Source organism: Microbacterium croceum (assembly GCF_023091245.1).
GTDB classification, from domain to species: domain Bacteria; phylum Actinomycetota; class Actinomycetes; order Actinomycetales; family Microbacteriaceae; genus Microbacterium; species Microbacterium croceum.
Genome location: NZ_JAHWXN010000002.1, coordinates 132138 through 156478 on the forward strand (window position 1 = coordinate 132138; position 24341 = coordinate 156478).

Sequence of the window (24341 nt, forward strand, 5' to 3'; positions counted from 1 at the left end):
CATCTGTGCCCGAAGCATCAGCGAACATCGGAGTCGTCGGACTCGCCGTCATGGGGTCGAATCTCGCCCGCAACCTCGCCAGCCGCGAGGGGAACACGGTGGCGATCTTCAACCGCAGCTACGAGAAGACGCAGTCCCTTCTCGATGCGCACCCGGAGGCCGAGTTCGTCCCGGCCCAGACCTACCAGGAGTTCGCGGACAGCCTGCAGAAGCCGCGCACGGCGATCATCATGGTCAAGGCCGGTGGCCCCACCGACGCCGTGATCGACTCGCTGGTCGAGGTGTTCGAGCCCGGCGACATCATCGTCGACGGCGGCAACGCGTACTTCCCCGACACGATCCGCCGCGAGAAGGCCGTCCGCGAGACGGGCATCAACTTCGTCGGCGCCGGCATCTCCGGTGGTGAAGAAGGTGCCCTGCTGGGTCCGTCGATCATGCCCGGTGGCTCCGACGAGTCCTGGGTCACGCTCGGCCCGATCCTGAAGTCGATCGCCGCGGTCGCCGAGGGCGAGCCGTGCGTCACGCACGTCGGCCACGACGGCGCCGGCCACTTCGTGAAGATGGTGCACAACGGCATCGAATACGCCGACATGCAGCTGATCGCCGAGGCGTACGACCTGATCCGTCGCGGTACCGGCAAGACCCCCGCGGAGATCGCGGAGATCTTCGCGGAGTGGAACCGCGGCGAACTCGAGTCGTACCTGATCGAGATCACCGCCGAGGTGCTTCGCCAGGTCGACGCCGACACCGGCAAGCCGCTGGTCGACGTGATCCTCGACCAGGCCGGCGCCAAGGGCACGGGCGCCTGGACGGTGCAGACCGCACTCGCCCTCGGCGTTCCCGTGTCCGGTATCGCGGAAGCCACCTTCGCCCGGTCGCTGTCGTCCCACCCGGAACAGCGCGCCGTCGCCGGATCGCTCCCCGGCCCGGACGACGCCTTCACGGTCGCCGACCCGGACGCGTTCATCGAGGACGTGCGCCTGGCCCTGTACGCGTCCAAGATCGTCGCCTACTCGCAGGGATTCGATGAGATCCGTGCCGGTGCCGCTGAATACGACTGGAACATCGACCTCGGAGCCATCTCGAAGATCTGGCGCGGCGGGTGCATCATCCGCGCCCAGTTCCTCAACCGCATCGCCGACGCGTACGCCGCCGAGCCTGCACTGCCGGTGCTGCTCACCGCCCCGTACTTCACCGAGGCCATCACCCGTGCCCAGGCCGCGTGGCGCCGCGTCGTCATCGCCGCCGCGGCCGCCGGCATCCCCGCCCCCGCGTTCTCGTCCTCGCTGTCGTACTACGACGGCATCCGGGCCGACCGGCTCCCCGCCGCTCTCGTGCAGGGGCAGCGCGACTTCTTCGGTGCACACACCTACAAGCGCATCGACAAGCCGGGCACGTTCCACACCCAGTGGTCCGGCGACCGCACCGAGATCGAAGCAGAAGACACCCACTGACGCCGTCACGGACAGCATGAAGGGGGCCCGGCTGACACCGGGCCCCCTTTTCGCTGCATTCCTCAGCGGGTGATGTCCTGCACCGTCCCCTTCGAGAGCCGGAGGCGCCGCGTGGCACGACGGGCGACTGCCGAATCGTGGGTGACCAGGATCATCGTGATGCCCTCCGCGCACAGCGACTCGAGCAGCGCGAGGATCTCGTCACGCATGCTCTCGTCGAGGTTGCCCGTCGGTTCATCCGCGAGCAGCACGCGCGGTCGCTTCACGATCGCCCGTGCGATCGCCACACGCTGCTGCTGTCCGCCGGAGAGCTCGGTGGGCAGATGATCCCCGCGGTCCGCGAGCCCGACGTGCGCGAGCGCCTCGACCACCCGCCGCAGCCGCTCCGCCTTGTCGAGCCTCATCGGCTCCAGAGCCATGTTCACGTTCTCCGCGGCGGTGAGCGTGGGGATGAGATTGAACCCCTGGAAGACGAAACCGATCTCCTCGGCCCGGATACGTCCGAGCTCCTTCGCCGAAGCGGTCGCGAGCTCCTTTCCGTTCAGCAGGAGCGAGCCCGTCGACGGAGAATCGAGAGCACCGAGCAGCTGCAGCAGGGTCGACTTCCCTCCCCCGGTCGGGCCCTGGATCGTGACGAACTCTCCGGGCATGATCTCCAGGTCCACCCCGGTCAGCGCCTTCACCGTCCGCCCCTTCTGCGCGTAGGTGCGAGTGACGCCCGTCGCGCGATACAGCGGTCGGTTCTCTTCTGTCGTCGGCGCCGTGGGCGCCAGGTCTGCAATGGTCATGTCTGTCTCCTTGGGATCGAGTGTCTGAGGTGGCGGGCGTCGTCCGGGTTGGTCAGGCCACCGACCGGAGCGCCTCAGCCGGGCTGAGTCGCGCGGCGCGCCATCCGCCGAACGCTCCGGCGATCAGTCCGCCGAGCACGGCGAGTCCGACGGCTGCGACCAGCACCCACGGAGTGAACGGCGCCTGCAAGACGATGTCCGCCGCCTGGGTGGCCTGGAACATCGGACCCCCTGCGCCGCCGGTGGGACCGCCGCCCATTCCTCCGGGGCCCGCCGGAGTCGAACTGGCGGTCGTCGCCGCCACAGTCGGACGGATGATGTTGATCGCCACGATGCCCGCGATGCCGAGCACGAGTCCGACGGCGCCGCCGATGAGGCCCTGCACCATGGATTCACCGGCCACTTGACGCACGACGCGGCCGTTCGACCAGCCGATCGCCTTGAGCGTTCCGAACTCACGGGTGCGTCGCCCGACGCCCGAGAGGGTGAGCAGCACCGACAGCAGCACGGCGACCGCGAGCACGATGATCGAGAGCCAGGTACCGAGATTGGTGATGAGAGACGTGGCGCTGGAGAGCGAGCCGGAGACGGTCGACGCGAGTTCGGCCTCGGAGGTGACCGTCGCATCGGGCAGCTCATCGGCGAGCGCTGCCTGAACGGAGTCGATCGAGGCTGCAGAGTCCGCCTGCACGTAGACCGTGGAGATGACGTCGTCCACCCCCGCGAGCTCTTGCGCGATGTCGAGAGGGAGGTAGACGTTCGCCGCGGTGTCGGCGGTGCCGGACGTGGAGGTGAGGATGCCGACGACCTCGACATCGGAGCCGGCGACGTCGATGGTGTCACCGACCGCGATCTCGTTCGTCGTGGCGTAGGTGCTGTCGACGAGGGCGACGAGGGCGCCGCTGTCGTCGCCCTCGAACGCACGGCCGTCGCTGACCTCGACGGAGGCGAGTGGGCCGATGGCCGTCGCTGCGGGATCGATGCCGAGCACCGAGAACGAGTCGACATCGAAAGCACCTCCACCGGCGCCGTCCGCTCCGCCGGCCGGCGGTGCCTGGCCTTCTGCCGGCATGCCGCCTTCTGCGTCATCCGGCGGGCCGAAGCCGCCGCTGGGAAGCTCGCCGGAGAACGTGGAGTTCGTGAGGCTCAACGCACCGGCCGCTGCAGCCACCCCGTCGGTGGAGGCGACCGTGTCGAGCACGGAGGCGTCGAGCGTGCCCCGCGTGAAGTCGGTGCTGAGCCTCGACTGGTTCAGCGTCGTGGTGTCGCCGTCGGTCTCTCCGGAGTCCGCATCGAACTCGAACCGGGGGCCACCACCCTCCCCCGGCTCAGCGGCGGCGCCGGTGACGGTGAGGTCGGTGCCGACGCCGTACACGGATTCCAGGGCCTGCGCCTGGGCATCGCGCACACCGGCGGTGAGCGCGTTCACGATGATCACGAGGGCGATCGCTATCGCCAACCCGATCGCGACGATCATGGTCTGCTTCTTGCGGCCGGCGAGTTCGCGCCGCAGATATGTTCCGTACATCTGTCTCCTTCTGCCGCGGACATCGCGGGGCGGGATCGACGTTAGGGAGCGCCGCTATGCGGATTCGAGGGGCGGATGATGAGAACGCTATGGGGCGCCGCATCCGCGCGTCCCCGCACCTTCCCAGACAAGACATAGCCTTCTCCATAGAAATCACATAGGAGATTCCGCAGAATGGTCGCATGAGCAACGACCTCCCCGAACTGCGCCGCCCCGACGGCTCCCCCCTGCGCATCCTCGCCGTCGATGACGAGCAGATGCTCACCGATCTTCTCGCGATGGCGCTGCGGATGGAGGGCTGGGAGGTGCGCACGGCCTCATCCGGCCTCGAAGCGCTCCAGGTCGCCCGCGAGTTCGAACCCGACGCCCTCGTGCTCGACATCATGATGCCCGATCTCGACGGCATGGCCGTGCTGAAGAGGCTGCGCGAATCCGGGAACCTCGTGCCCGTGCTGTTCCTGACCGCGAAGGATGCCGTCGGCGATCGCGTCGCCGGCCTGACCGCGGGCGGCGACGACTACGTCACCAAGCCTTTCAGCCTGGAGGAGGTGATCGCGCGACTGCGCGCCATCATCCGTCGCACCGGCCACGCCACCGCCGACGACGGTCAGTCGATCCTCCGTGTCGCCGACCTCACCCTCAACGAAGACAGCCATGAGGTCATGCGCGACGGCACCGAGATCGACCTCACCGCGACCGAGTTCGAACTGCTCCGCTACCTGATGCGCAACGAGCGCCGAGTGCTGTCGAAGGCGCAGATCCTCGACCGCGTGTGGAGCTACGACTTCGGCGGCAAGTCGTCCGTCGTCGAGCTGTACATCTCGTACCTGCGCAAGAAGATCGACGCGGGGCGCACACCGCTGTTGCACACCGTTCGCGGCGTCGGCTACATGATCAAGGCGCCTCAGTGAGCAGGACGGGGATGATGCGGCGCCCGATGAGCCTGCAGACACGGCTCATGACCGCCGTGATCGGGTTCGTCTCGCTCATCCTCGTGATCGTCGCCGTGATCACCAGTGCACTGCTGACCACCACCATGGAGCAGCAGCTCGACGAGAAGCTCTATACCAACGCCCGCGGTCTCAGCACCTTGGTGGAGCAGGTACCGCCGAGCAAGGCGACCGTCGACAACGTGCTGCCTGCACAGCTCCCTCCCGTGTCGCCGGGCCTGCTGTTCGCGGTCTTCAGCCAGGTCACGGGAGCGAGCGGTGTGATCATCTCGACGGACGAGGGCGCCATCACCGGCACGGCGACGACGCTGACCAATGCGCAGCTCGCGCAGATCGCCACGGCGCTCGGCACCGAGCACATCGCGAACGCCACGATCGAGAACGTCGGCTCCTATCGCGTCGCCGTCAGCACGACGCCGAGCGGTGTCCTGATCGTGACGGGACTCCCCCGCGACGACATCCAGAACCAGCTCGCGACCCTGCTCACGGTGATCGCGCTGGCGACGCTCGGCGGACTCATCCTGCTCGCACTGACCACGGCGATCACGATCAGGGTCAGCCTCCGACCGCTGCGAGCGGTGGCCGCCACGGCGATGCGCGTCGCGAATCAACCGCTCGACCGCGGCGAAGTGACCATCACGGAACGCATCCCGGCGTCCCAATCCGATCCCCGCACCGAGACCGGGCTTGTGGGCGCGTCCCTGAACACGCTGCTGGATCACGTCGATGCCTCGCTCGCCGCGCGGCAGAAGAACGAAGAGCGGATGCGGCGCTTCGTCGCCGATGCCAGCCACGAACTACGGACGCCGCTGGCTTCCATCCGCGGATACTCCGAACTCTCCCTCCGCGCACTGAGCAAGCAGTCGCCGGAGGAGGCGATCGAGGGCACCACGTCATCGCTCGAGCGCATCCAGGCCCAGTCGCTGCGGATGACCCGCCTCGTCGAGGATCTGCTGCTGCTGGCACGCCTCGATGAGGGGCGAGAACTCGTCTACGGCACGGTCGACCTGGCCCAGCTCGCTCTCGAAGGCCTCTCAGACGCCCGCCCGACGGCAATCGATCATGAGTGGAGCATCGAGGTTCCGGACGAGCCTGTCGTGATCGTCGGCGACGCCGGACGTATGCATCAGGTCGTGGCGAATCTGCTCGCCAACGCGCGCACACACACCCCCGCCGGCACCGTGATCACCCTGAGCGTCGCCCAGGAGGATGACGAGGCCGTGCTCCGCGTGCACGACAACGGACCCGGTATCGACCCCGATGTGCGCGACGAGCTCTTCGCGCGCTTCGCCCGCGGCGACAGCTCCCGTGCCAGGCAGACCGGCGGTACGGGACTCGGGCTCGCCATCGCAAAGGCGATCGTGGAGGGTCACGGCGGTCACATCACCGTTGCCAGCGAGCCGGGCGACACCACCTTCACGGTGCGGATCCCGGTGAACCCGACCCACAGCGCGGCATCCGATTCCGCGTCCTGACTCGGGTGCCGGTCTGTCGGCCGCGCGACCCGCAGGAGATCTCACGGGATGAAGGAGGAATCCGAGGGTTCGGTCCTTCAGGTCGTGAGATCTCCTTCGCGTCGCGCGACGGAACGCAGGTCTCAGTAGCCGGCGAAGGCGTCGGTCGTGAGGCTGCGGGCCTTCTGCAACGCCGGCGCGAGGTCGGCGATCAGCCGTGGCGGGCCCGAGATGAACGCGTGACGGCTGCCGAGATCGCCGACCGCACGCTCGAGGCCAGCGGCGTCCAGGCGGGCACCCTGCGCCCAGGTCCAGTGCGCGGGGAGATCGGCGGGCTCGTCCTTCGTGAACACGATGGTGCGCACACCGGTCGCGGCCAGCTCATCACGGAACGCCAGCTCTGCAGCCTCCGCGGCGACGTATACCAGCACCACATCGCGCCGCTCCCCCGTGGCCTGCAGTTGACGCAGCTGCGAGACGAACGGCGTGACGCCGATCCCGGCCGCGAGCATGAGCACCGGAGTCTCGCCGCGCGGCAGGATGAAGTCGCCCCAGGTGCCTGTGACGGCGAGCACCGCACCGGGCTGCGCCTCGGCGAGCGCCCGCTTATAGCTGGACGGGTGCTTCTGGTCGCCGTTCTTGTAGGCGATGCGGAGCGTGGGAAGGTCGGCCGGCGCCGATACGATGCTGAACTCGCGACGAGTGCCACGCGCGTCCGGCCGGTGGTGCGGCACATCCAGTTCGAGGTACTGGCCGGGGAGGAATGCGAGCTTGCCCTTCGCGCGGAAGGTGAGCTCCTGTGCCGTGGGGGTGATGAAGGCCCGTCGTTCGAGCACGAGACGCACCGAGCCGCGCAGGGCGAACGCGAACGCCAGCAGGTTGCCGATCAGCAGCGCGCGCTCCTGACCGAGCGTGAACAGGCCGGCGACGGAGATCGGCCATCCCGCCAGCAGTCCCACCAGCACGGCGACCGAGAGCTGCTGCCACCGGCGGGGCGGCAGCGTCAGCGGCTCGGAGAGCATGAAGGCGCCGAGGAACAGGAACGGCGACTGCAGCAGCGCGAACTGCACAGCGGTGGAGAAGTCGAAGGCGACGTCGAACTGCTGCGCCTGCACGAGCTGTCGCACGAGCGAGGTCCCGAGCGCGACGACCAGGAAGAGCAGCACCACCCGCACCTTCTCGGTGCGCCACAGCACGGCGAGCCCGAGCAGTGCCACCGGGAGGGCGAGCGACGGCGTGCCGACCCACCACGACGCGGAGGTGCCCAACCACTCGAACGCCCCGAAGGAGCCGAGGATCGAGACGAATGCGGCACCGAATGCCGCCGGGTTCAGGATGTGCCGCCCGCGCCAGGCGATCAGGTACTTCGACAGGCTCGCGAGGGCACCAGCCACCGCGAGCCCCAGCAGCGTGGTGGGTTCGAGCCCCGGACGCAGCACGAACAGCAGGATCAGCGCCGTGACCAGAGACGATTCGATGCGCCAGGGCAGCCGGATGACGCGCTGCGCCGCGGCATCCACCCCGGAGATGACCACCGCGAGCACCACGAAGGATACGAGCATCTCGACCGGCGTGGGCGAGACGATCACCCCCAGCAGCGAGAGCAGGAAGGCGATCACCGCCAGCGTCATGAGGGCGAACAGCACCAGGCGGTACATCGACAGGGCACCCAGCAGGGCGAGCACCCGCTGTCGGGCGGCGGTGAATGCGGTGATCACGTGGTCCACTCTTCCCTAGTTCGAGGGTGCAGGGGCGCGGGTGGCGCCCGCGAGGAACAGTTCGGCGTCGCAGCCGGGTGAGCGCTGGACGCGGCCGTCGGTGCTCATGCGCACCCACTCCACGTCCCACTCCGCGGCGAGCTCGGGCCCGCCGTCGAAGAACAGAGCGGTGGCGACGGCATCCGCCGTCATCGCGTCCGGCGCGAGCGCCCACGTCGCCGCCCAGGTGCGCACGGGCATTCCGGTTCGCGCATCGAGCACGTGATGCAGACCATCGCCCCACGCGCGTCGGTTGATGGCGGAGGCGCACAGCGCACCGTCGGTGAGCGTGACGACCCCGATCGCCTTGGTCGCGTCATACGGATGCTCCAGCGCGACGCGCGTCTGCACGCCGCGCACCCGCATGTCGCCACCGGCGTCGACGACCAGCGCACCCGGGACGGAGGCCAGCGCCGCCGCGACGAGATCCACCAGCCGTCCCTTGCCGAGCGCCCCCACATCGAGGAGCACCGGAGCGGGAGCCTGCACGGCGTGCGCGGTCCAGCTGATGCGCTCCTGCCACGCCTCGGGAGCCGGCCGCGGCACTCCGGCGGTCAGCGAGTAGTCCGCGTCGTAGCCGAGAGCGTCGAGGCTCTGCGCCACCAGCGGGTTGACCGCGCCCCCGGTCGCACGCGACAGCTCACGGTACGCGTCGAGCATGGTTCCGGCATCCGCCGAGACGAGAGCGCCGCCCTCCGTCCCCAACCGGGTCACGCCGGAGTCTGCCCGGAAGCGCGACCACTCGCGGTCGAACCGCTCGATCTCGGCCGAGACCAGAGCCCGGGCGTCGGACGTCACCTCTGCGGCGGTCTCGATCTCCCAGCGGGTGCCGATCGCGTCGAACTGCCAGATCGCCATGATGTGCCGCGGGTCGCCGGGTCAGGCGGCTGCCTGCTCCTTGATCGACTCGACGGCGGCGTTGAAGCCGCCGCTGGTGAGCGAGGACCCCGCCACGCGGCTGACGTTCAGATCGTCGATGGACTTGCCCTCCACCTCTGCGGCAATGCCGTCGATGAACGCGCCCTGGTACTGCTCGGTCTCACGCGCCTGCGGATCGCCGGTCACTTCGACGTCGGTCACGACGCCATCGGCGAGCGTGAGCGTCACGGAGATCTTCTCGACGCTCTCGGGAGTCTGGTACGAGCCGTCCGCGGTGTAGGTGCCGTCGACGTAGGTACCAGAGGCGCTGTCGGACCCGGTGCTGGAGCTGGACGGCGCTGAGCTGCTCTCACCGGAGTTCGAGGTGTCTTCTGCCGCAGGCGTGCCGGAGCAGCCTGCGAGGACGAAGAGCCCTGCGATTCCGACGAGGGCGGAACCCTTGCGGACAGAGGTCGGTACGGTCGTGCGGATCATGAGGGTCCTCCCGGCTCGATGAGAGACAACTGTATGCCTGTGAATCGACCGTAGGGATTCGGCCTATGCGCGGGCTGTGGGAGGCCGATGCCTTGCCTAGGCGTCCCCTCCGAACATGCTCGTCACGGAACCGTCCTCGAACACCTCGTGGATCGCGCGCGCCAGCAGCGGCGCGATCGGGAGGATCGTGAGACCGTCCCAGCGACGGGACTCGGTCAGCGGGATCGTGTCGGTGATGACGACCTCGTCGATGGAGGAGTCCTGGAGGCGCTCGGATGCCGGGTCGCTGAAGATCGCGTGGGTCGCCGCGACGATGACGCGGTGGGCGCCTGCAGCCTTGAGCGCCTGCGCGGCCTTGACGATCGTGCCACCCGTGTCGATCATGTCGTCGACCAGCAGGCAGGTGCGTCCCTCGACCGTTCCCACGATCTCGTGCACCGAGACCTGGTTCGCAACCTTGGGGTCACGACGCTTGTGGATGATGGCGAGCGGAGCGCCGAGGCTGTCCGACCAGGTGTCGGCCACGCGGACGCGCCCCATGTCGGGCGAGACGACCGTGAGGATCTCGCGGTCCGCCGGGCTCAGCGTGCGCTTGAAGTGGTCCAGCAGCACGGGCTTGGCGAACAGGTGGTCGACGGGTCCGTCGAAGAAGCCCTGGATCTGCGCGGCGTGCAGGTCCACGCTCATGACGCGGTCGGCGCCGGCGGTCTTCAGCAGGTCGGCGACGAGACGGGCGCTGATCGGCTCGCGACCGCGGCCCTTCTTGTCCTGCCGGGAATACGGATAGTAGGGAGCGACGACCGTGATGCGCTTGGCCGATGCGCGCTTGGCGGCGTCGATCATGATCAGCGTCTCCATGAGCCACTCGTTCACCGGCTCACCGAAGGTCTGGATCAGGAACAGATCGCAGCCGCGGATCGAGACCTCGAACCGCGCGTAGATCTCACCCGACGCGAACGTGCGGTGCTCTGTCGGAGCGATCTCGGTGCCGAGCGACGCGGCGACATCGGCGAGAAGCTGCGGGTGCGAGCGCCCACCGGCGACCACCAACCGCTTCTTCGTCTTGGCGACCAGTCCCGGCGCGATGCCGTTGTCGCGATCCAGTTCGACCGTCTTCTTCTTGCGCGCCATGTTCGCCTATTCCGCCGCTCGTTCTCGGGCTGCGGCGTCCGCCGCACCCGTTCCTGCCCTGTTCTTCTCGACCCAGCCGTCGATGTTGCGCTGAGGCGCGACGGTCATGGCCAGAGCGCCGGCGGGGACATCCTTGCGGACGACGGCACCGGCGCCGGTCTTCGCGCCGGCTCCCAGCCTAACGGGCGCGACGAGCACCGTGTGCGAGCCGGTGTGAACCTCATCCTCGATCACCGTGCGGTGCTTGTTCACGTCGTCGTAGTTGGCGGTGATGGTGCTCGCGCCGAGGTTGACGCCACGACCGATCGTCGCGTCTCCGACGTACGAGAGGTGCGGGACCTTGCTGCCCTCGCCGATCTCGGCGTTCTTCGTCTCGACGTAGGCGCCGATCTTGCCCTTCGGGCCCAGCACGGTGCCGGCGCGCAGGTACGAGAACGGTCCGACGGTGGCTCCGGCGCCGATCACGGAGTGCGTGGCGTCGGTGCGACGAACGCTCGCGTCCTCGCCGACCTCGCACGCGACCAGCGTCGTGTCCGGTCCGATGATCGCCCCCGCGCCGACGATCGTGGCGCGCAGGATGTGGCTGTTGGGGAGGATGGTGACGTCGGGGGCAAGCGTCACGTCGTCATCGATCCAGGTCGTCGCCGGGTCGATGACCGTGACCCCTTCGCGCTGCCACCTGCGCACGATGCGGTCGTTGAGCACGCGCCCCGCTTCGGCGAGCTGCACGCGGTCGTTGATCCCGAAGGTCGACGCGGTGTCGATCGCGATCTCGGCGGCCACGCGCTGCTCGGCAGCGCGGAGCAGCTCGATCACGGTGGTGAGGTACATCTCCCCCTGCGCGTTGTCCTGACCGACCTGAGCGAGGTAGGTGCGCAGCTCCGGCGCCCGGAACACGTAGACGCCCGCGTTGATCTCGGTGACGGCGGCCTCTTCGGCCGTGGCATCCTTCTGCTCGACGATGCGCTGCACGGTGCCGTCGGCGTCGCGGATCACACGGCCGTATCCGCTCGGGTCCTCGAGTCGGGCGCTCAGCAGGGTGGCTGCGGCCTCCGCGGCCCGGTGCCCGGCGATGAGCGCCTGGAGCGTGCTGGCCTCGAGCAGCGGAACGTCGCCGGAGAGCACGAGCACATCGCCGTCGAAGTCGGCAGGAAGCGCATCGATCGCGACCTGCACCGCACGACCGGTGCCGGGGACGTCATCCTGGTCGATGAAGATCGCGTGCGGATAGTCCTTGCTCAGGGCCGTGACGACCTGGTCGCGCTCATGGCGCACGACGACCTCGACGTGAGCCGCCTCCAGCACGGCGGCCGTGGTGAGCACGTGCCCGACCAGCGGACGTCCGCCGATCGCATGAAGCACCTTCGGCAGGCGCGACTTCATGCGAGTGCCTTGGCCCGCTGCGAGGATGATGATCGCGAGATTGTTCTCTGTCATGCTCCGCCGCCAGGACTCGAACCTAGACCTCACAGCTCCAAAGGCTGTCGTGCTGCCATTACACCACGGCGGACCGTGCCGCCCCGAGGGACGCCACCGGTCAATTCTGCCACGCCCGGGGCCCCGGCCCGGCGCGTCCGCGAAACAGGCGTCGCGGTCGTCATCCGCGCGAAACACGAGCCCGCGATGATGTCACCGTGAACATCGTCATCGAGCGCATCGAGACCGCTACTCCGCAACTCGCGGCATTCCTGCGCGCCCACCATCGGGACATGGCGGGGACGGCGCCTCCGGAGAGTCAGCATGCACTGCCGCTCGCCGATCTCCTGGCACCGGGCGTGCGGCTCTTCGCCGCGGTGGAGGACGGGCGCCCGCTCTCGACGGGCGCACTCGCCCCGATCGACGAGGAGCACGAGGAGCTCAAGTCGATGCGCACGGACCCCGCGCAGCGCGGACGAGGGCTCGCGACGGCGATGCTGTCGTTCCTGCAGGCGGATGCCGTGGCGCGCGGCGTCCGCCGGATCTCGCTCGAGACCGGCAGTCAGGACTTCTTCCGCCCGGCCCGCGCTCTCTACGCGCGCGCTGGTTTCGTGGAGTGCGCACCGTTCGGCCGCTACCTCCCCGATCCGCACAGCACGTTCATGACGCTGTCCCTGGACGCGGTCGACGGCGAGCCGCCGAGCGAGCGCACGCGATAATGGAGGGATGAGCGCAACGGACGAGGTCGATCGGATCGTCGGCGCGTGGAACACGCAGCGGCCCGACCTCGACTTCTCGCCCCTCGAGGTGCTGTCGCGCATGGACCGCCTGTCGCGACACCTGGATCGCGCACGCCGCGACGTCTTCCGCCGCAGCGATCTCGAGCCGTGGGAGTGGGACGTGCTGTCGGCGCTGCGCCGTGCCGGTGCCCCCTTCCAGCTCTCGCCCAAGCAGCTGTTGCAGCAGACCCTGGTCTCCAGCGGCACCATGACGAACCGGATCGACCGCCTCGTCGGCCGTCGCTTCGTGCGCCGTGAGGCTGATCCGGGCGACGGACGCAGTGTGCTGGTGATCCTGACCGATGACGGGCGCATCCGCGTGGACGCCGCGATCACCCGGCTGGTCGACGTCGAGGCCGCTCTGCTGCAGGCCCTCTCGCGCGGAGATCGCGACCGCCTGGCCGGACTGCTGCGCAAGCTCAGCCTGAGCTTCGACGCGTGAACGGCGGCTGCTGATGGGCATGCTCTCTCCCCTGCCCGTGCGCGACGGCGTGGGCGCCACCCGGCTGCATCTGCCGATGAGCGGTCCGTGGCCGACGGTCGCCGACTACATGATCGAGCGCTTCTTCCATCTCGAGCCCGAGCAGGTGCATGAGCGGTTCGATCTCGGCGAGATCGTCGCCATCGATGGCCGCGCCCTCCCCCGGGACACTCCACTGGGTGTCGAGGAGTTCATCTGGTACTACCGCAAGCCTCCCGTCGAGACGGAGATCCCGTTCGCGGTCGAGGTGCTGTACCAGGATGACGATCTGCTCGTGGTCGACAAGCCGCACTTCTTGCCGACCACGCCGGGCGGCAAGTTCCTGCAGAACTCGGCACTCGTGCGTCTGCGCAATCTGCTCGACAACCCGGACCTGGCGCCGATCCACCGCCTCGACCGCGCCACCGCGGGGCTGCTGATGTTCTCGGTGCGGCCGCAGAGCCGCGGGCCGTACCAGCTGATGCTCCAGAACCGTGAGGTGGAGAAGGTCTACGAAGCGGTCTCCGCCGTGCCGGAGGGCTGGGACCCGACGGCGCCCACGCTCCGGGGGCAGCCGTTCCCCCTCGTCTACCGCAACCACATCCGCAAGGATCGTGGCGAACTGCTCGTGCAGGTCGACGACGTCCGCGAGCCGAACTCCGAGACGCTGATCGAGCTGATCGGCAGCGACGACCACGTCGTGCACACGCTGCTGCGTCCGCACACCGGCAAGATGCACCAGCTGCGCGTGCATCTGGCAGCTCTCGGCATCGGGATCCTGAACGACCCGTTCTACCCCGCGCTGCGGGGAGAGCTCCCCGACGACTACGCGCGCCCCCTGCAGCTCCTCGCGCGCGAGCTGCGCTTCGTCGACCCGATCAGCGGAGAGCAGCGCGTGTTCACCAGCGCACGCTCCCTGCAGGATGCTCCCGTCAGCGGCGCATGACCTTGCGAGCGAGGCGCGTGCCGAGCAGCTGCATGACGTGCACGAACACCACGATCAGGATGATCGCCGCCCACATCACGACAGGCTCGAACTTGCGGAAGCCGTAGATCTGGGCGAAGGCGCCGAGACCGCCACCTCCCACGAGGCCGGCCATGGCCGTCATGTCGATCAACGCCACCACGATGAAGGTGTACCCGAGGATGAGCGGTCCGAGCGATTCGGGTATCGCCACCGTGAACAGGATGCGCCAGGGACCTGCGCCCATGGCGCGCGCCGCCTCGATGACACCGGGCGAGACCGAGACGAGGTGCTGCTCGACGATGCGCCCGATCGCGAACGCGGCGGCGAGTCCGATGATGAACGCGCCGGCCGTCGTGCCGATGCCGACGCCGATCACAGCACGAGCCAACGGCTGGGCGACGGCCATGAAGATCACGAACGGGATCGGCCGGAAGAAGTTGACGATGAGGTTCGCGATCACCGAGACGACGACGTTCTGCGCCAGCCCGCCGGGGCGGGTCACGTAGAGGATCACGCCGATCACGAGACCCAGGATGCCGCCGAGCACGAGGGCGAACGAGGTCATGTACAGGGTCTCGAGCGCAGCCGCCCAGAACTCGGGCCAGAGCTCCATCAGACGATCCATCAGCGGGCCTCCTCTCGCGCGATCTCGGTCACGTGGACGCGTTCCCCGATGGCCGCGAGGGCCCCATCGATCGCGGCGCTCTCGCCGCGGATCGCGAGCGTGAGATGCCCGAACGCGCGTCCGCGGATGTCGTTGATGCCGCCGTAGACGAGCTCGAAGTCCAACCCGGCCGCGGCCAGGTCGAGGAAGACCTGCGCCTGCGATGAGTCGCCGTCGCGGAACGAGAACGTGACGAGGCGGCCCTGGTGCCGCTCGCGCAGCACGGACAGCTCAGCCGGCGAGGGCACACCCTTGACGACGGTGCCCACGAACCGCTGCGACGCGGGGTTCTGCGGAGCGGAGAACACGTCGAAGACGTCGCCCTGCTCGATCACGCGCCCGCGCTCCATCACGGCGACCTTGGTGGCGATGGTCTGGATCACGTCCATCTCGTGCGTGATCACGACGATCGTGATGCCCTGCTCCTCGTTGACGCGCTTGAGCAGATCGAGCACCTCGTGCGTGGTCTGCGGGTCCAGCGCGCTGGTGGCCTCGTCGGCGAGCAGGATGGCCGGCCCTGTCGCGAGCGCGCGGGCGATGCCGACGCGCTGCTTCTGCCCTCCGGAGAGCTGCTCCGGGTAGGCCTTCGCCTTGTCGGAGAGACCGACGAAGGACAGCAGCTCGGTGACGCGCGCGTCGATGTCGGGCTTCTTCCAGCCCGCGAGCGTGAGCGGGTAGGCGATGTTCGCCCGCACGTTCCGCGAGGAGAAGAGGTTGAACTGCTGGAAGATCATGCCGATGCCGCCGCGGACCTTGCGCAGCTCGCTCTCTCGGAGGGCGGTGATGTCGACGCCGTCGACCAGGATCGTGCCGCTGGTCGCCGGCTCGAGGGCGTTGATCAGCCGCACGAGCGTGGACTTGCCCGCTCCGGAGTAGCCGATGATGCCGAACACGTCGCCCTTCTCGATCGAGAGGGTGACGTCGTCGACGGCGATGACCTCGCCGTCACCCGGCGTGCGGGACGGGTAGGCCTTCGACACGTTCGTCAGGCTCACGATCGGCATGTGCTGCTCCGGTCTGGATCTCGGGGGAATGACGAATCGGGTGACGCACGACGCGCCACCCGATTCTCTCGCATCAGGCGGGATTCCTCCCGCCCGCGCTCACTTCTGTGCTTCGGTGTCTTCCTGGACCTTCTTCAGCGAGGCGACCAGGTCCTCGACAGGCGTCTGGAGCGCCACCGCGGTGCCGCCCGACGACGAGAGCAGACCGGCCTGGACGGCCTCGTTGGTCTGGAAGATCTCGACCAGCTTCAGGTAGGTGGGGTTGTCGGCATCCTCGGCGCGAGCCGCGAAGATGTTGACGTAGGGCAGGGCGTTCGGGTCCTCCGGGTCGTCCTGCGCGATGGCGTCATCGGAGGTGAGACCGGCGTCTTCGATGAAGTCGTTGTTGATGATCGCCGCGGCGACATCGGGCAGCGAGGTCGGGATCAGGGCCGCCTCGAGCGCGGTGACCTTGACCTTGGACTTGGCCGTGTCGACATCGGCGAGGTCGGAGAAGATCGATCCGCCGCTCTTGAGCTCGATCAGACCGGCCGTCTGCAGCACCAGGAGGCCACGAGCCTGGTTCGTCGCGTCGTCGGGGACTGCGACGGTCTCGCCCTCGGGGATGCTGTCGACGTCGTCGTACTTGGTCGAGTAGAGACCGAGCGGGTAGATCGCGGTGGAGCCGATCGGGGTGAGGTCGGCACCCGCGTTCACGTTGTAGTCCGCGAGGTAGGCGATGTGCTGGAACTGGTTGAGGTCGATCTCGCCCTCGGTCAACGCCGGGTTGGGCTGCTCGTACGAGCCGAAGTCGACGAGCTCGACCGTGATGCCCTCTTCCGCGGCGGCATCGACGAACGGCTCCCACTGGTCGTCGCCCTTGTTGACGACGCCGATCTTGACGACCTCGGGCGTAGTCGATTCTCCGCTGCCGGAGCCGGCCTCGGACGATGCCGTGGCGCAGCCGGCGAGGGCGACGAAGAGCGGGACCGCGGCGAGCGCGGCGATGATGGACGTGGTACGGCGGGACATAGTGATGCGGGTTCCTCTCTCAGGGACTCGAATACGTTAGGCAGGCTCGGGCGCGGGCGCGGAATCGAGTCGTCACACAGCGTCACAGCCCGGCATACCGGTACTCAGAGGACCTCAGTCGAACTCTTCGATCCCCTGCAGACGCACCTGCTCCAGGTCGAGGCGCGCCGAGATCCTGCGCACCACCAGGTCGTCGACGGTGCCGGAGCGGCGCAGCCCGAGCAGCACCTCGCGTTTGCGGTCGAGCATGGCCAGCTTCAGGCGGGTGTGCTCCTCGTGGCGGATGAGCGGCGACCGCTGCATCACGTCGACATCGGCGGAGGTGGCGATCATCTGGAGGGTGGTTCCGTCGCCGCCATCCGTCGACGAGGGCAGAGCGCCCCCGCTGCCGAGGTTCTCCTCGACGCCGCCGCCGGCGCCGAGTGGGTCGGGCTCGTCGAGCATCTCATCGAGCGCGTCCGCCTCGGCGTCGACGATGGCCTGTTCACGGGCGAGGGCCCTCGCGTTCGCGAACTCGAGCATCATGTAGCCCTCGCTGCGCACCCGATCGCGCACCTCCTGGCCGATGCCGTGCTCCGCGGCGAGGTCGTCGAGCGCCGCCAGGGCGGCTCCCGAGATCGCCCGCTCGGCCAGCTCGTACTCCTCGTCGTCGGCATGGTCGACGGGGATGCGCGCCCAGCGCACGAGCGCGGGCAGGAGCGGGCCCTGCACGAGCAGGCTGAGCAGGATGACTCCGGCGGTGACGAACACGACCTCGTCACGGCCGGCGGCATCCGGTCCGTCGGCGATCGTCGCCGGCACCGACAGGGCGATCGCGAGCGACACCGCCCCGCGCATACCGGCGACCGTGGACACGAGGCGGGCACGCGAGCGGACCCCTCTGGGCGGCGGGGGCGCGGAGGACCGCTGGAAGGGCACGCTGAGCAGCTGGAACAGGTACCGGACGACGAGCAGTGTGACCCACACTGCCAGCGTCACCAGCACCAGGCGTCCGATCGCCGCCGCGGAGATCTCGTGCACGACGTACTGCACCTCGAGCCCGATGAGCACGAACAGGGCGCCGTTGAGCAGGAAGACCCCGAACGGCCAGGCCGCATCGGTCTGCCGGCGCGACGAGGCGGTCGTGACGCGTGGCGAGACGTAGGCCACGATGAGCCCGGCGACGACGACCGCGAGCACTCCGGACGCATGCGCGATCTCGGCGAGCAGGAATGCGGTGAACGGGATCAGCAGGAGGGCGACGTTGATCACCATGGTCGAGGAGACGCGGCTGAGCAGCACGTAGCCGAGTGCGGCGATCACGGTGCCGGCCGCGATACCGCCGACGTACGAGACCAGCACCGTCCAGGTGACCGACCAGGGTGTGATCTGGCCGCCGACCGCGAGAGAGACCGCGATCGCGTAGAGCACCAGCGCGGTGCCGTCGTTGGTGAGGCTCTCCGCCTTCAGCTTCATGAACATGCGTCGAGGCAGCAGCCGCCCGAGCGCGGCCACGGCGGTGGCATCCGGCGGGGCGACCGCAGCACCCAGGATGAGGGCGATCTCCCACGGCATCCCGAACAGCACGCCGATACCGGCCACCGCGAAGGCCGACGCGACGACCAACAGCGTGCTCATCGGCAGGATGTAGCGGAAATCGCGGCGGATGGCGCGCAGGGATGTCGTTAGGCTCTCCCAGAACAGCATCACCGGCAGGAACAGCAGCAGCACCGTCTCCGGCGGCAGCTGCACCTCGCGGAGCGCCGGGACGAACCCGAGCGCGAGTCCGAAGATGACCAGCACCAGCGGCAGCGCGAGACGGATGCGGGGCGCCAGCAGCGCCCCCGCGAGAATCGTCAGCCCGAGCAGGACCGTGACCTCGAGACCTTCCATGTGTACCTCCCGGATGCCGCAGGATCGTGCCGTGCGACACCGGATGGCGTCAGGCCCCGCCCAGAGCACAGCGCATCGCACTGCCACCGTATTCCCAGGAAGGGGGGAGCAACAGACCCCCTCGCGGGGGAATGGGTCAGCCGAGCTCTTCGGTCAGCTCGAACCAGCGCAGTTCCAGCTCGCCGATCTCGTCCTGCTGCGCGCTGATCTCCTTCATCCGGGCGCCCAGGCCCTCGAAGTCCGACTGGTCGTGCTCCGCGAGCGCGTGCTTGGCCTTGTCCACTTGCTGCGTCAGCTTCTCGATGCGGCGCTCCAGTGCGGAGATCTCCTTCTGCGCCGACCGGAGAGCGGCCCCGTCGAGACCTGCGGACTTCGTCGTGTTGACGGCCGTCTGCGACTTCGCTGGCGCCGCATCCTGCAGCTGTCGCAGCCGCAGGTACTCGTCCACGCCGCCAGGCAGGTGTCGCAGCCGACCGTCGAGGATCGCATACTGCTGATCCGTGACGCGCTCCAGGAAGTAGCGGTCGTGGCTGACGACGAGCAGCGTGCCGGACCACGAGTCGAGGAGGTCCTCGATCGCGGAGAGCATGTCGGTGTCGAGATCGTTGGTGGGCTCGTCGAGGATCAGCACGTTCGGCTGATCGAGCAGCACCAGCAGCAGCTGCAGGCGGCGCTGCTGTCCACCCGAGAGATCCTTGACCGGGGTGGAGAGCTGCGCGGAATCGAAGCCGAGCCGTTCGAGGAGCTGACCGGGCGTGAGCTCCTGCGCCTTGGCGCCCGTCCCCATCGTGTATGAGGTGCGCAGCCGCGAGATCACGACGCGCACGGGCTCGCGCCGCACGTCCTCGAGCTCGTCGAGACGCTGGGTGAGGGTCTTGACCTTCACCGTCGTCCCCCGCTTGACGCGGCCGACCGTGGGCTCGACGGTGCCGGAGATGAGTCCGAGGAGCGTGGACTTGCCTGCACCGTTGACGCCGAGGATGCCGGTGCGCTCGCCGGGAGCGATCCGCCACTCGACGTCGCGCAGAACGGTCTTCTCTCCGCCTTCGGGCGTGGGGTAGGTCACCCCGACGTCGAGCAGGTCGACGACATCCTTGCCCAGGCGGGAGACCGCGAGAGACTGCAGGGACACCTTGTCGCGGATCTCAGGGACGTCGGCGATGAGCTCGTTGGCCGCATCGATGCGGAACTTGGGCTTGGCCGTGCGCGCCGGGGCGCCACGGCGCAGCCAGGCGAGCTCCTTCTTGGCGAGGTTCTGACGCTTCGCCTCGGTGGCCGACGCCATGCGATCGCGCTCGACACGCTGCAGGATGTAGGCCGCGTATCCGCCCTCGAAGGGCTCGACGATGCGGTCGTGCACCTCCCAGGTCTCGGTGCAGATCTCGTCGAGGAACCAGCGGTCGTGGGTGACGACCAGCAGAGCGCCCGAGTTCGGCGACCAGCGCTTCTTCAGGTGTCCGGCGAGCCAGGTGATGGCCTCGACGTCGAGGTGGTTGGTCGGCTCGTCGAGCGCGATCACGTCCCAGTCGCCGGTGAGGAGCTTGGCGAGCGAGACGCGACGGCGCTGTCCACCGCTGAGCGAGCCGATCTCGGCATCCCAGGGCAGGTCGCGGAGCAGCCCGTCGATCACGTCGCGGACGCGCGGATCCCCCGCCCACTCGTACTCCGGGGTGTCGCCGACGACCGCGGCACTGATCGTGAGGTCGTCGCTGAGGGTGTCGGCCTGGGACAGCACGCCGATCGTGGTGCCGCCGCGCACGGTGACTCGTCCGGAGTTGGGTTCCTTGAGACCCGCGAGCATCCCGAGCAGGCTCGACTTGCCGTCGCCGTTGCGGCCGACGATGCCGATCCGATCCCCCTCCTCGATCCCGAGGGTCACGGAGTCGAAGACGACCCTGGTCGGATATTCGAGATGAAGGGACTCTGCCCCGAGAAGATGTGCCATGTCACTCCCCAGGGTAGTCGCGCGGGACTGGGCGTTCGCCCGCGGGGGCCGCCCGGAACGCTCCTGGAGCGCGGATCGCGGTGGCGCACGCGCTGCCACATCATCTTCGAATGTCGGTGGTCGGTGGTGGACTGTGTTCATGGCCGACCTGCTCGACGCGAACGACTCCCAGATGGCGATACTCGCCGATCTGGTCGCCGGGCTGCAGGCGGCGGAGGAGACCATCAGCGGAATGCTGGCTGCCCGCGACGGCATGCTCGCGATGGCGTCGCGGTTGGCGATCGACATCGCCAGACAGGCGGACCACCCCGACTACGGCGACATGGCGACGCGCGCAGTGGCCGCCGAGATCGGTGCCGCACAACGCGTGAGCGATCGCACGATCGAACGTCGGATGGCCGCGGCGTCTCGCCTCGTGACCGATCTGCCCGACGTGTGGGCGGCGCAGGGCGCCGGGCGCATCACCGCCGCGCATACGCGGGTCATCGTCGAGGCGGGAGCGCATCTCGATGATCCCCTCGACCGCGCGGCCTACGCGGCCGCAGTCCTCGTGATCGCAGAAGTAGAGTCGCCGAACCGCCTGCGTCGCCATGCGCGCAGGATCGCTGAGCAGTTCCAGGCACGGTCGCTGACGCAGCGTCATCGCGACGCGCGCGACAACCGACGCGTCTGGGTGAACGACCTCGATGACGGGATGTCCGAGCTGGGCGTGCAGGGGCCGTCGACGCTCATCCACGGCATGTACGTCCGCCTGTCGCAGATGGCGCACCGCGTGCATGAGGAGAACGCCCGTGCCGCGAAGGAACGGAAGGCGACGGATGCTCGCGCTGCGTCGGACGATCGCTCCGCCGATCCCTCCCTCGAGTCTTCCCCCGACCCTTCCCTCGTGTCATCCCCCGAGTCTTCCCCCGAGTCTTCCCCCGAGTCTTCCCCCGAGTCTTCCGACGAGCCCATCGACGACCGCACGGTCGACCAGCTGCGCGCGGACCTGCTCGCAGATCTCGTGCTCACCGGCGCACCGACCGGGCACGACTCGGAAGACGCGCTCCTCGGTGCCGTCCGCGCACACGTGGAGGTGACCGTGCCGGTGATGACCTTGATGGACACGCGCGGATCGCAGGCACACCTGCCACCGGCAGAGCTCGACGGTCGCTGCCCGATCGACGCCGACACCGCGCGCAGGATCGCCGGGTCTGTCGTGGGATGGGAGCGGGTTCTGACCCACCCGATCAGCGGAGCACTACTCGCCGTCGACCGATATCGGCCAGGCGATCAACTGAAGCGACATCTCCGGGCGAGGGATCAGCGCTGCCGATTCCCGACGTGCGGTCTTGCGGCACGCACCTGCGACATCGACCACAACCATGCCGCGGCCGAGGGCGGGCCGACCTGCGACGACAATCTCGCGCACTTCTGCCGGCGACATCACATGATGAAGCACCACTCCCCCTGGCAGGTTCAGCAGAAGCTGAGCGGCGTCCTCGAATGGAGGAGCCCGACGGGCGAGGTGTACATCGACCGACCGCCTGCGCAGAACACGGTGCGGTTCACGCCCGGCGAGTTCGAGACCACACAGTTCGATACCACCGAATCGGCGCCCGTGCCGTTCTGAGATCGCCCGGGGAGCGGTCTCCAACGGCTCCCGTCCGACCTAAACTCGACGGGTGTCATGGAATCGCCGAGTGTTCTCCCTCTCGCTAGACGATCGCAAGGCGAAGCTGGTCCGGTCGAGAAGGCATTCCGACCGCTACGAACTCAGCGTCGACGGCATCCCGCAATCCGTCGTCTCGATGACCGAGCCCACCAGGCTCGAGTACGCCTACACCCAGCACATCGCCCGCGCGATGGACGCCGCCGCCGAGCCCGGCGCACCGCTGTTCACCGTGCATCTGGGCGCCGGAGCACTCACGCTGGCACGGTACGTCGAGGCCACGCGCGCCGGATCACCTCAACTCGTGGTCGAGTTCGAGCCCGAGCTCTACGCCGCAGTCATCGCCGCGCTGCCCCTGCCTCCCGGCGCTGACGTGCGAGTCATCTTCGGTGATGCACGGGCGGTCGCAGACGCGGAGCTTCCTGATGAGGAGTGGGTGGACGCACGCTTCACCGTCGTCGATCTCTGGGATGCCGCCGTCATCCGGCATCGCGTGGCCAGCCAGGAGTTCTACCGCCGGGTCGCCGCACGCTCCGCCGCATCCGGCGTCGTCGCAGTGAACCTGCTCGACGGGCATCCCTTCGAGTACTCACGGCGACAGGCGGCCACCCTGCGATCCGTGTTCGAACATGTGGCCGTCGTGCTCGACGCAGAACCCGAAGACGATGAAGGACCGCTCGGCAACGTCGTCGTCTTCGCGAGCGATGAGCCGCTGGAAATCGTCATGACCCCCGAGCTCCTCGGCACCCCGCGCCCACCGCTTCTCCACGACGGCCAGCTGACGTCGTGGATCGCGGGAGCGCGCATCATGACCGACGCCGACGGCACCGACTCCCCCGACCCCGACGACCCGCTCTGGAACTAGCGCGTCGCGCGACCACCCCTTTCTCCCGAGAACGCGCATTTCTCCTGAGAACGCGAACGAGCCGCCCGGAACCCGAAGGTCCGGACGGCTCGTGGTGCGCCCTCGACGAGGGCTGGTGCTGCTTACTGGAACGACTTCACGATCTCGAGAAGGCTCGGCACGTTGGCGTATGCGTCAGCCGCGTTCGCCTTCGTGACGATGATCGGCTCCAGCAGGTAGGCCGGAACGACCTTCTTGCCGTTGTCGTAGGACTCGGTGTCGTTGACGTCGACCTTCTCGCCCTTCTGCAGCTGACCGACCATCTTGATCGACTGCTCGACGAGCAGCGTGGTGTCCTTGTTGATCGTGGAGTACTGGATGCCCTCCATGATCGACTTGACCGACTCGACCTCGGAGTCCTGACCCGTGACGACCGGAACCGGCTTGCCGGCACCCTGCACCGAGGTGATGATGGCGCGAGCGAGGGTGTCGTTCGGGGAGAGGACGCCGTCGAGCGTCTCGGAGCTGTAGGTCGACGTGAGGATGGAGTCCATACGACGCTGCGCGTTCTCCGGCTTCCATCCCTCGGTCGCCGTCTGCGCGATCTCGGTCTGGCCCGAAACGACCTTCAGCGTGCCATCGTCGATCTTCGGCTGGAGGACCTTCATCGCGCCGTCGAAGAACACGGCGGAGTTCGCGTCATCCGGGGAACCGGAGAACAGCTCGATGTTGTACGGCGCATCGTGACCGGCGCGCTCGGCGAGTCCATCGAGCAGAGCCTGACCCTGCAGCTCGCCGACCTTGAAGTTGTCGAACGCGACGTAGTAGTCGACGGCCTCGGTGTTCTCGATCAGACGGTCGTACGCGATGACGGTGACGCCGGCGTCGCGGGCTGCCTCGACCTGCGTTGTCAGCTGCTTGCCGTCCTTCGCTCCGATGATGATGACCTTCGCACCACCGGTGACCATCGCCTGGATCTGGTTCTGCTGCTCGGCGACCGTGTTGCTGGCCGGTGCGTACTGGACGTCGGCCTTGAAGCCGGCCTTCTCGAGGCCGTCCGTGAACAGCTGACCGGCGAGGACCCAGTTCTCCGAGGTCTTGTCCGGGAGGGCGACACCGATCGTGGCGTCAGCGGCGAAACCCTTGGCGGTCTCCTCCCCTGCTCCGGAACCGGTACCACCGCGCTCCGAGGAGCAACCGGTGAGGGCGAATGCGCCCGCGACGACAAGCGCTGTCGCCGACAGAAGAATCTTCTTCATGTGATCTCTTTCTCTGGTGTGTGAAGGTCTCGTCGCGCGTGCGGCACGCGGCTC

General features: G+C 68.4%; 21 protein-coding genes and 1 tRNA gene. 8 read left to right on the forward strand and 14 right to left on the reverse strand.

The window, feature by feature from the left end; all coding sequences use genetic code 11:
* Positions 1-5: 5 nt before the first annotated feature.
* Positions 6-1454 carry an NADP-dependent phosphogluconate dehydrogenase gene (gene gnd / locus KZC51_RS14675; protein ID WP_308194309.1) on the forward strand — a complete coding sequence of 483 codons (1449 nt, stop codon included), beginning with the start codon at positions 6-8 and terminating at the stop codon, positions 1452-1454.
* A gap of 62 nt (positions 1455-1516) precedes the next feature.
* On the opposite strand, the gene KZC51_RS14680 is transcribed toward gnd, so the two are convergent.
* A complete protein-coding gene (locus KZC51_RS14680) occupies positions 1517-2242 on the reverse strand; it encodes an ABC transporter ATP-binding protein (RefSeq protein ID WP_247630775.1) in 726 nt (241 codons plus the stop codon).
* A 52-nt stretch (positions 2243-2294) separates the two neighbouring features.
* Positions 2295-3770, reverse strand: coding sequence for an ABC transporter permease (locus tag KZC51_RS14685; protein ID WP_247630776.1), 1476 nt, complete (start codon positions 3768-3770; stop codon positions 2295-2297).
* A gap of 182 nt (positions 3771-3952) precedes the next feature.
* On the opposite strand from KZC51_RS14685, the gene KZC51_RS14690 reads away from it, so the two are divergent.
* Both KZC51_RS14690 and KZC51_RS14695 read left to right on the forward strand, forming a co-directional pair.
* Positions 3953-4681, forward strand: coding sequence for a response regulator transcription factor (locus KZC51_RS14690; protein ID WP_247630777.1), 729 nt, complete (start codon positions 3953-3955; stop codon positions 4679-4681).
* A 47-nt stretch (positions 4682-4728) separates the two neighbouring features.
* Positions 4729-6195 (forward strand): sensor histidine kinase, encoded by a 1467-nt coding sequence (locus KZC51_RS14695; RefSeq protein ID WP_247630778.1) that lies wholly within the window; start codon positions 4729-4731, stop codon positions 6193-6195.
* A gap of 122 nt (positions 6196-6317) precedes the next feature.
* Here the strand turns inward: KZC51_RS14695 and KZC51_RS14700 are convergent, their stop codons facing one another.
* The 6 genes from KZC51_RS14700 to KZC51_RS14725 all read right to left on the reverse strand — a co-directional run bounded on the left by KZC51_RS14700 (position 6318) and on the right by KZC51_RS14725 (position 11925).
* A complete protein-coding gene (locus tag KZC51_RS14700; RefSeq protein ID WP_247630779.1) occupies positions 6318-7892 on the reverse strand; it encodes an FAD-dependent oxidoreductase in 1575 nt (524 codons plus the stop codon).
* 15 nt (positions 7893-7907) lie between these two features.
* Positions 7908-8789 (reverse strand): FAD:protein FMN transferase, encoded by an 882-nt coding sequence (locus KZC51_RS14705; RefSeq protein ID WP_247630780.1) that lies wholly within the window; start codon positions 8787-8789, stop codon positions 7908-7910.
* 21 nt (positions 8790-8810) lie between these two features.
* A complete protein-coding gene (locus KZC51_RS14710; protein ID WP_247630781.1) occupies positions 8811-9284 on the reverse strand; it encodes an FMN-binding protein in 474 nt (157 codons plus the stop codon).
* A 96-nt stretch (positions 9285-9380) separates the two neighbouring features.
* Positions 9381-10415: a ribose-phosphate diphosphokinase gene (locus tag KZC51_RS14715; protein WP_247630782.1), complete on the reverse strand. Its 1035-nt coding sequence runs from the start codon at positions 10413-10415 to the stop codon at positions 9381-9383.
* A gap of 6 nt (positions 10416-10421) precedes the next feature.
* The gene (gene glmU / locus KZC51_RS14720) at positions 10422-11852 is read right to left on the reverse strand and encodes a bifunctional UDP-N-acetylglucosamine diphosphorylase/glucosamine-1-phosphate N-acetyltransferase GlmU (protein WP_247630783.1); all 1431 of its coding nucleotides are present in this window, start codon (positions 11850-11852) and stop codon (positions 10422-10424) included.
* Between the two features lies 1 nt (position 11853).
* Positions 11854-11925, reverse strand: a tRNA-Gln gene (locus tag KZC51_RS14725).
* Positions 11926-12049: 124 nt separating this feature from the next.
* On the opposite strand from KZC51_RS14725, the gene KZC51_RS14730 reads away from it, so the two are divergent.
* From KZC51_RS14730 to KZC51_RS14740, 3 genes are read left to right on the forward strand one after another with little or no spacing between them, the layout of a single operon-like run.
* Complete coding sequence (locus KZC51_RS14730) at positions 12050-12550, forward strand: GNAT family N-acetyltransferase (protein WP_247630784.1); 501 nt, start codon at positions 12050-12052, stop codon at positions 12548-12550.
* A 7-nt stretch (positions 12551-12557) separates the two neighbouring features.
* A complete protein-coding gene (locus tag KZC51_RS14735) occupies positions 12558-13052 on the forward strand; it encodes a MarR family winged helix-turn-helix transcriptional regulator (RefSeq protein ID WP_247630785.1) in 495 nt (164 codons plus the stop codon).
* Positions 13053-13071: 19 nt separating this feature from the next.
* On the forward strand, positions 13072-14016 hold the full coding sequence (locus KZC51_RS14740; RefSeq protein ID WP_247631299.1) for a pseudouridine synthase: 945 nt from the start codon (positions 13072-13074) through the stop codon (positions 14014-14016).
* Here KZC51_RS14740 and KZC51_RS14745 read toward each other — a convergent pair.
* From KZC51_RS14745 to KZC51_RS14765, 5 genes are all read right to left on the reverse strand, one after another.
* On the reverse strand, positions 14003-14662 hold the full coding sequence (locus KZC51_RS14745) for a methionine ABC transporter permease (RefSeq protein ID WP_247630786.1): 660 nt from the start codon (positions 14660-14662) through the stop codon (positions 14003-14005). The genes KZC51_RS14740 and KZC51_RS14745 overlap by 14 nt on opposite strands.
* Positions 14662-15705, reverse strand: coding sequence for a methionine ABC transporter ATP-binding protein (locus KZC51_RS14750; RefSeq protein ID WP_247630787.1), 1044 nt, complete (start codon positions 15703-15705; stop codon positions 14662-14664). Before KZC51_RS14750 ends, KZC51_RS14745 begins: the two co-directional genes overlap by 1 nt.
* A gap of 99 nt (positions 15706-15804) precedes the next feature.
* Positions 15805-16716, reverse strand: coding sequence for a MetQ/NlpA family ABC transporter substrate-binding protein (locus tag KZC51_RS14755; protein ID WP_247630788.1), 912 nt, complete (start codon positions 16714-16716; stop codon positions 15805-15807).
* A 114-nt stretch (positions 16717-16830) separates the two neighbouring features.
* Entirely contained in the window at positions 16831-18588 is a 1758-nt protein-coding gene (locus KZC51_RS14760; protein WP_247630789.1) for a Na+/H+ antiporter, read from the reverse strand.
* A 136-nt stretch (positions 18589-18724) separates the two neighbouring features.
* The gene (locus tag KZC51_RS14765) at positions 18725-20533 is read right to left on the reverse strand and encodes an ABC-F family ATP-binding cassette domain-containing protein (protein WP_247630790.1); all 1809 of its coding nucleotides are present in this window, start codon (positions 20531-20533) and stop codon (positions 18725-18727) included.
* 139 nt (positions 20534-20672) lie between these two features.
* Between KZC51_RS14765 and KZC51_RS14770 the strand changes: the two genes are divergently transcribed.
* Both KZC51_RS14770 and KZC51_RS14775 read left to right on the forward strand, forming a co-directional pair.
* A complete protein-coding gene (locus tag KZC51_RS14770; RefSeq protein WP_247630791.1) occupies positions 20673-22145 on the forward strand; it encodes an HNH endonuclease signature motif containing protein in 1473 nt (490 codons plus the stop codon).
* Between the two features lie 52 nt (positions 22146-22197).
* Positions 22198-23049 carry a spermidine synthase gene (locus KZC51_RS14775; protein WP_247630792.1) on the forward strand — a complete coding sequence of 284 codons (852 nt, stop codon included), beginning with the start codon at positions 22198-22200 and terminating at the stop codon, positions 23047-23049.
* 122 nt (positions 23050-23171) lie between these two features.
* Here the strand turns inward: KZC51_RS14775 and KZC51_RS14780 are convergent, their stop codons facing one another.
* Complete coding sequence (locus KZC51_RS14780) at positions 23172-24287, reverse strand: substrate-binding domain-containing protein (protein ID WP_247630793.1); 1116 nt, start codon at positions 24285-24287, stop codon at positions 23172-23174.
* Between the last annotated feature and the right edge of the window lie 54 nt (positions 24288-24341).

Excerpts from the sequence above, each read along its gene's own strand:
- KZC51_RS14680 (WP_247630775.1), bottom strand. The coding sequence starts at position 2,242 with ATGACCATTGCAGACCTGGCGCCCACGGCGCCGACGACAGAAGAGAAC.
- KZC51_RS14685 (WP_247630776.1), bottom strand. The coding sequence starts at position 3,770 with ATGTACGGAACATATCTGCGGCGCGAACTCGCCGGCCGCAAGAAGCAG.
- KZC51_RS14690 (WP_247630777.1), top strand. The coding sequence starts at position 3,953 with ATGAGCAACGACCTCCCCGAACTGCGCCGCCCCGACGGCTCCCCCCTG.
- KZC51_RS14695 (WP_247630778.1), top strand. The coding sequence starts at position 4,729 with ATGACCGCCGTGATCGGGTTCGTCTCGCTCATCCTCGTGATCGTCGCC.
- KZC51_RS14705 (WP_247630780.1), bottom strand. The coding sequence starts at position 8,789 with ATGGCGATCTGGCAGTTCGACGCGATCGGCACCCGCTGGGAGATCGAG.
- KZC51_RS14710 (WP_247630781.1), bottom strand. The coding sequence starts at position 9,284 with ATGATCCGCACGACCGTACCGACCTCTGTCCGCAAGGGTTCCGCCCTC.
- KZC51_RS14715 (WP_247630782.1), bottom strand. The coding sequence starts at position 10,415 with ATGGCGCGCAAGAAGAAGACGGTCGAACTGGATCGCGACAACGGCATC.
- glmU (WP_247630783.1), bottom strand. The coding sequence starts at position 11,852 with ATGACAGAGAACAATCTCGCGATCATCATCCTCGCAGCGGGCCAAGGC.
- KZC51_RS14735 (WP_247630785.1), top strand. The coding sequence starts at position 12,558 with ATGAGCGCAACGGACGAGGTCGATCGGATCGTCGGCGCGTGGAACACG.
- KZC51_RS14740 (WP_247631299.1), top strand. The coding sequence starts at position 13,072 with ATGCTCTCTCCCCTGCCCGTGCGCGACGGCGTGGGCGCCACCCGGCTG.
- KZC51_RS14745 (WP_247630786.1), bottom strand. The coding sequence starts at position 14,662 with ATGGATCGTCTGATGGAGCTCTGGCCCGAGTTCTGGGCGGCTGCGCTC.
- KZC51_RS14750 (WP_247630787.1), bottom strand. The coding sequence starts at position 15,705 with ATGCCGATCGTGAGCCTGACGAACGTGTCGAAGGCCTACCCGTCCCGC.
- KZC51_RS14755 (WP_247630788.1), bottom strand. The coding sequence starts at position 16,716 with ATGTCCCGCCGTACCACGTCCATCATCGCCGCGCTCGCCGCGGTCCCG.
- KZC51_RS14760 (WP_247630789.1), bottom strand. The coding sequence starts at position 18,588 with ATGGAAGGTCTCGAGGTCACGGTCCTGCTCGGGCTGACGATTCTCGCG.
- KZC51_RS14765 (WP_247630790.1), bottom strand. The coding sequence starts at position 20,533 with ATGGCACATCTTCTCGGGGCAGAGTCCCTTCATCTCGAATATCCGACC.
- KZC51_RS14770 (WP_247630791.1), top strand. The coding sequence starts at position 20,673 with ATGGCCGACCTGCTCGACGCGAACGACTCCCAGATGGCGATACTCGCC.
- KZC51_RS14780 (WP_247630793.1), bottom strand. The coding sequence starts at position 24,287 with ATGAAGAAGATTCTTCTGTCGGCGACAGCGCTTGTCGTCGCGGGCGCA.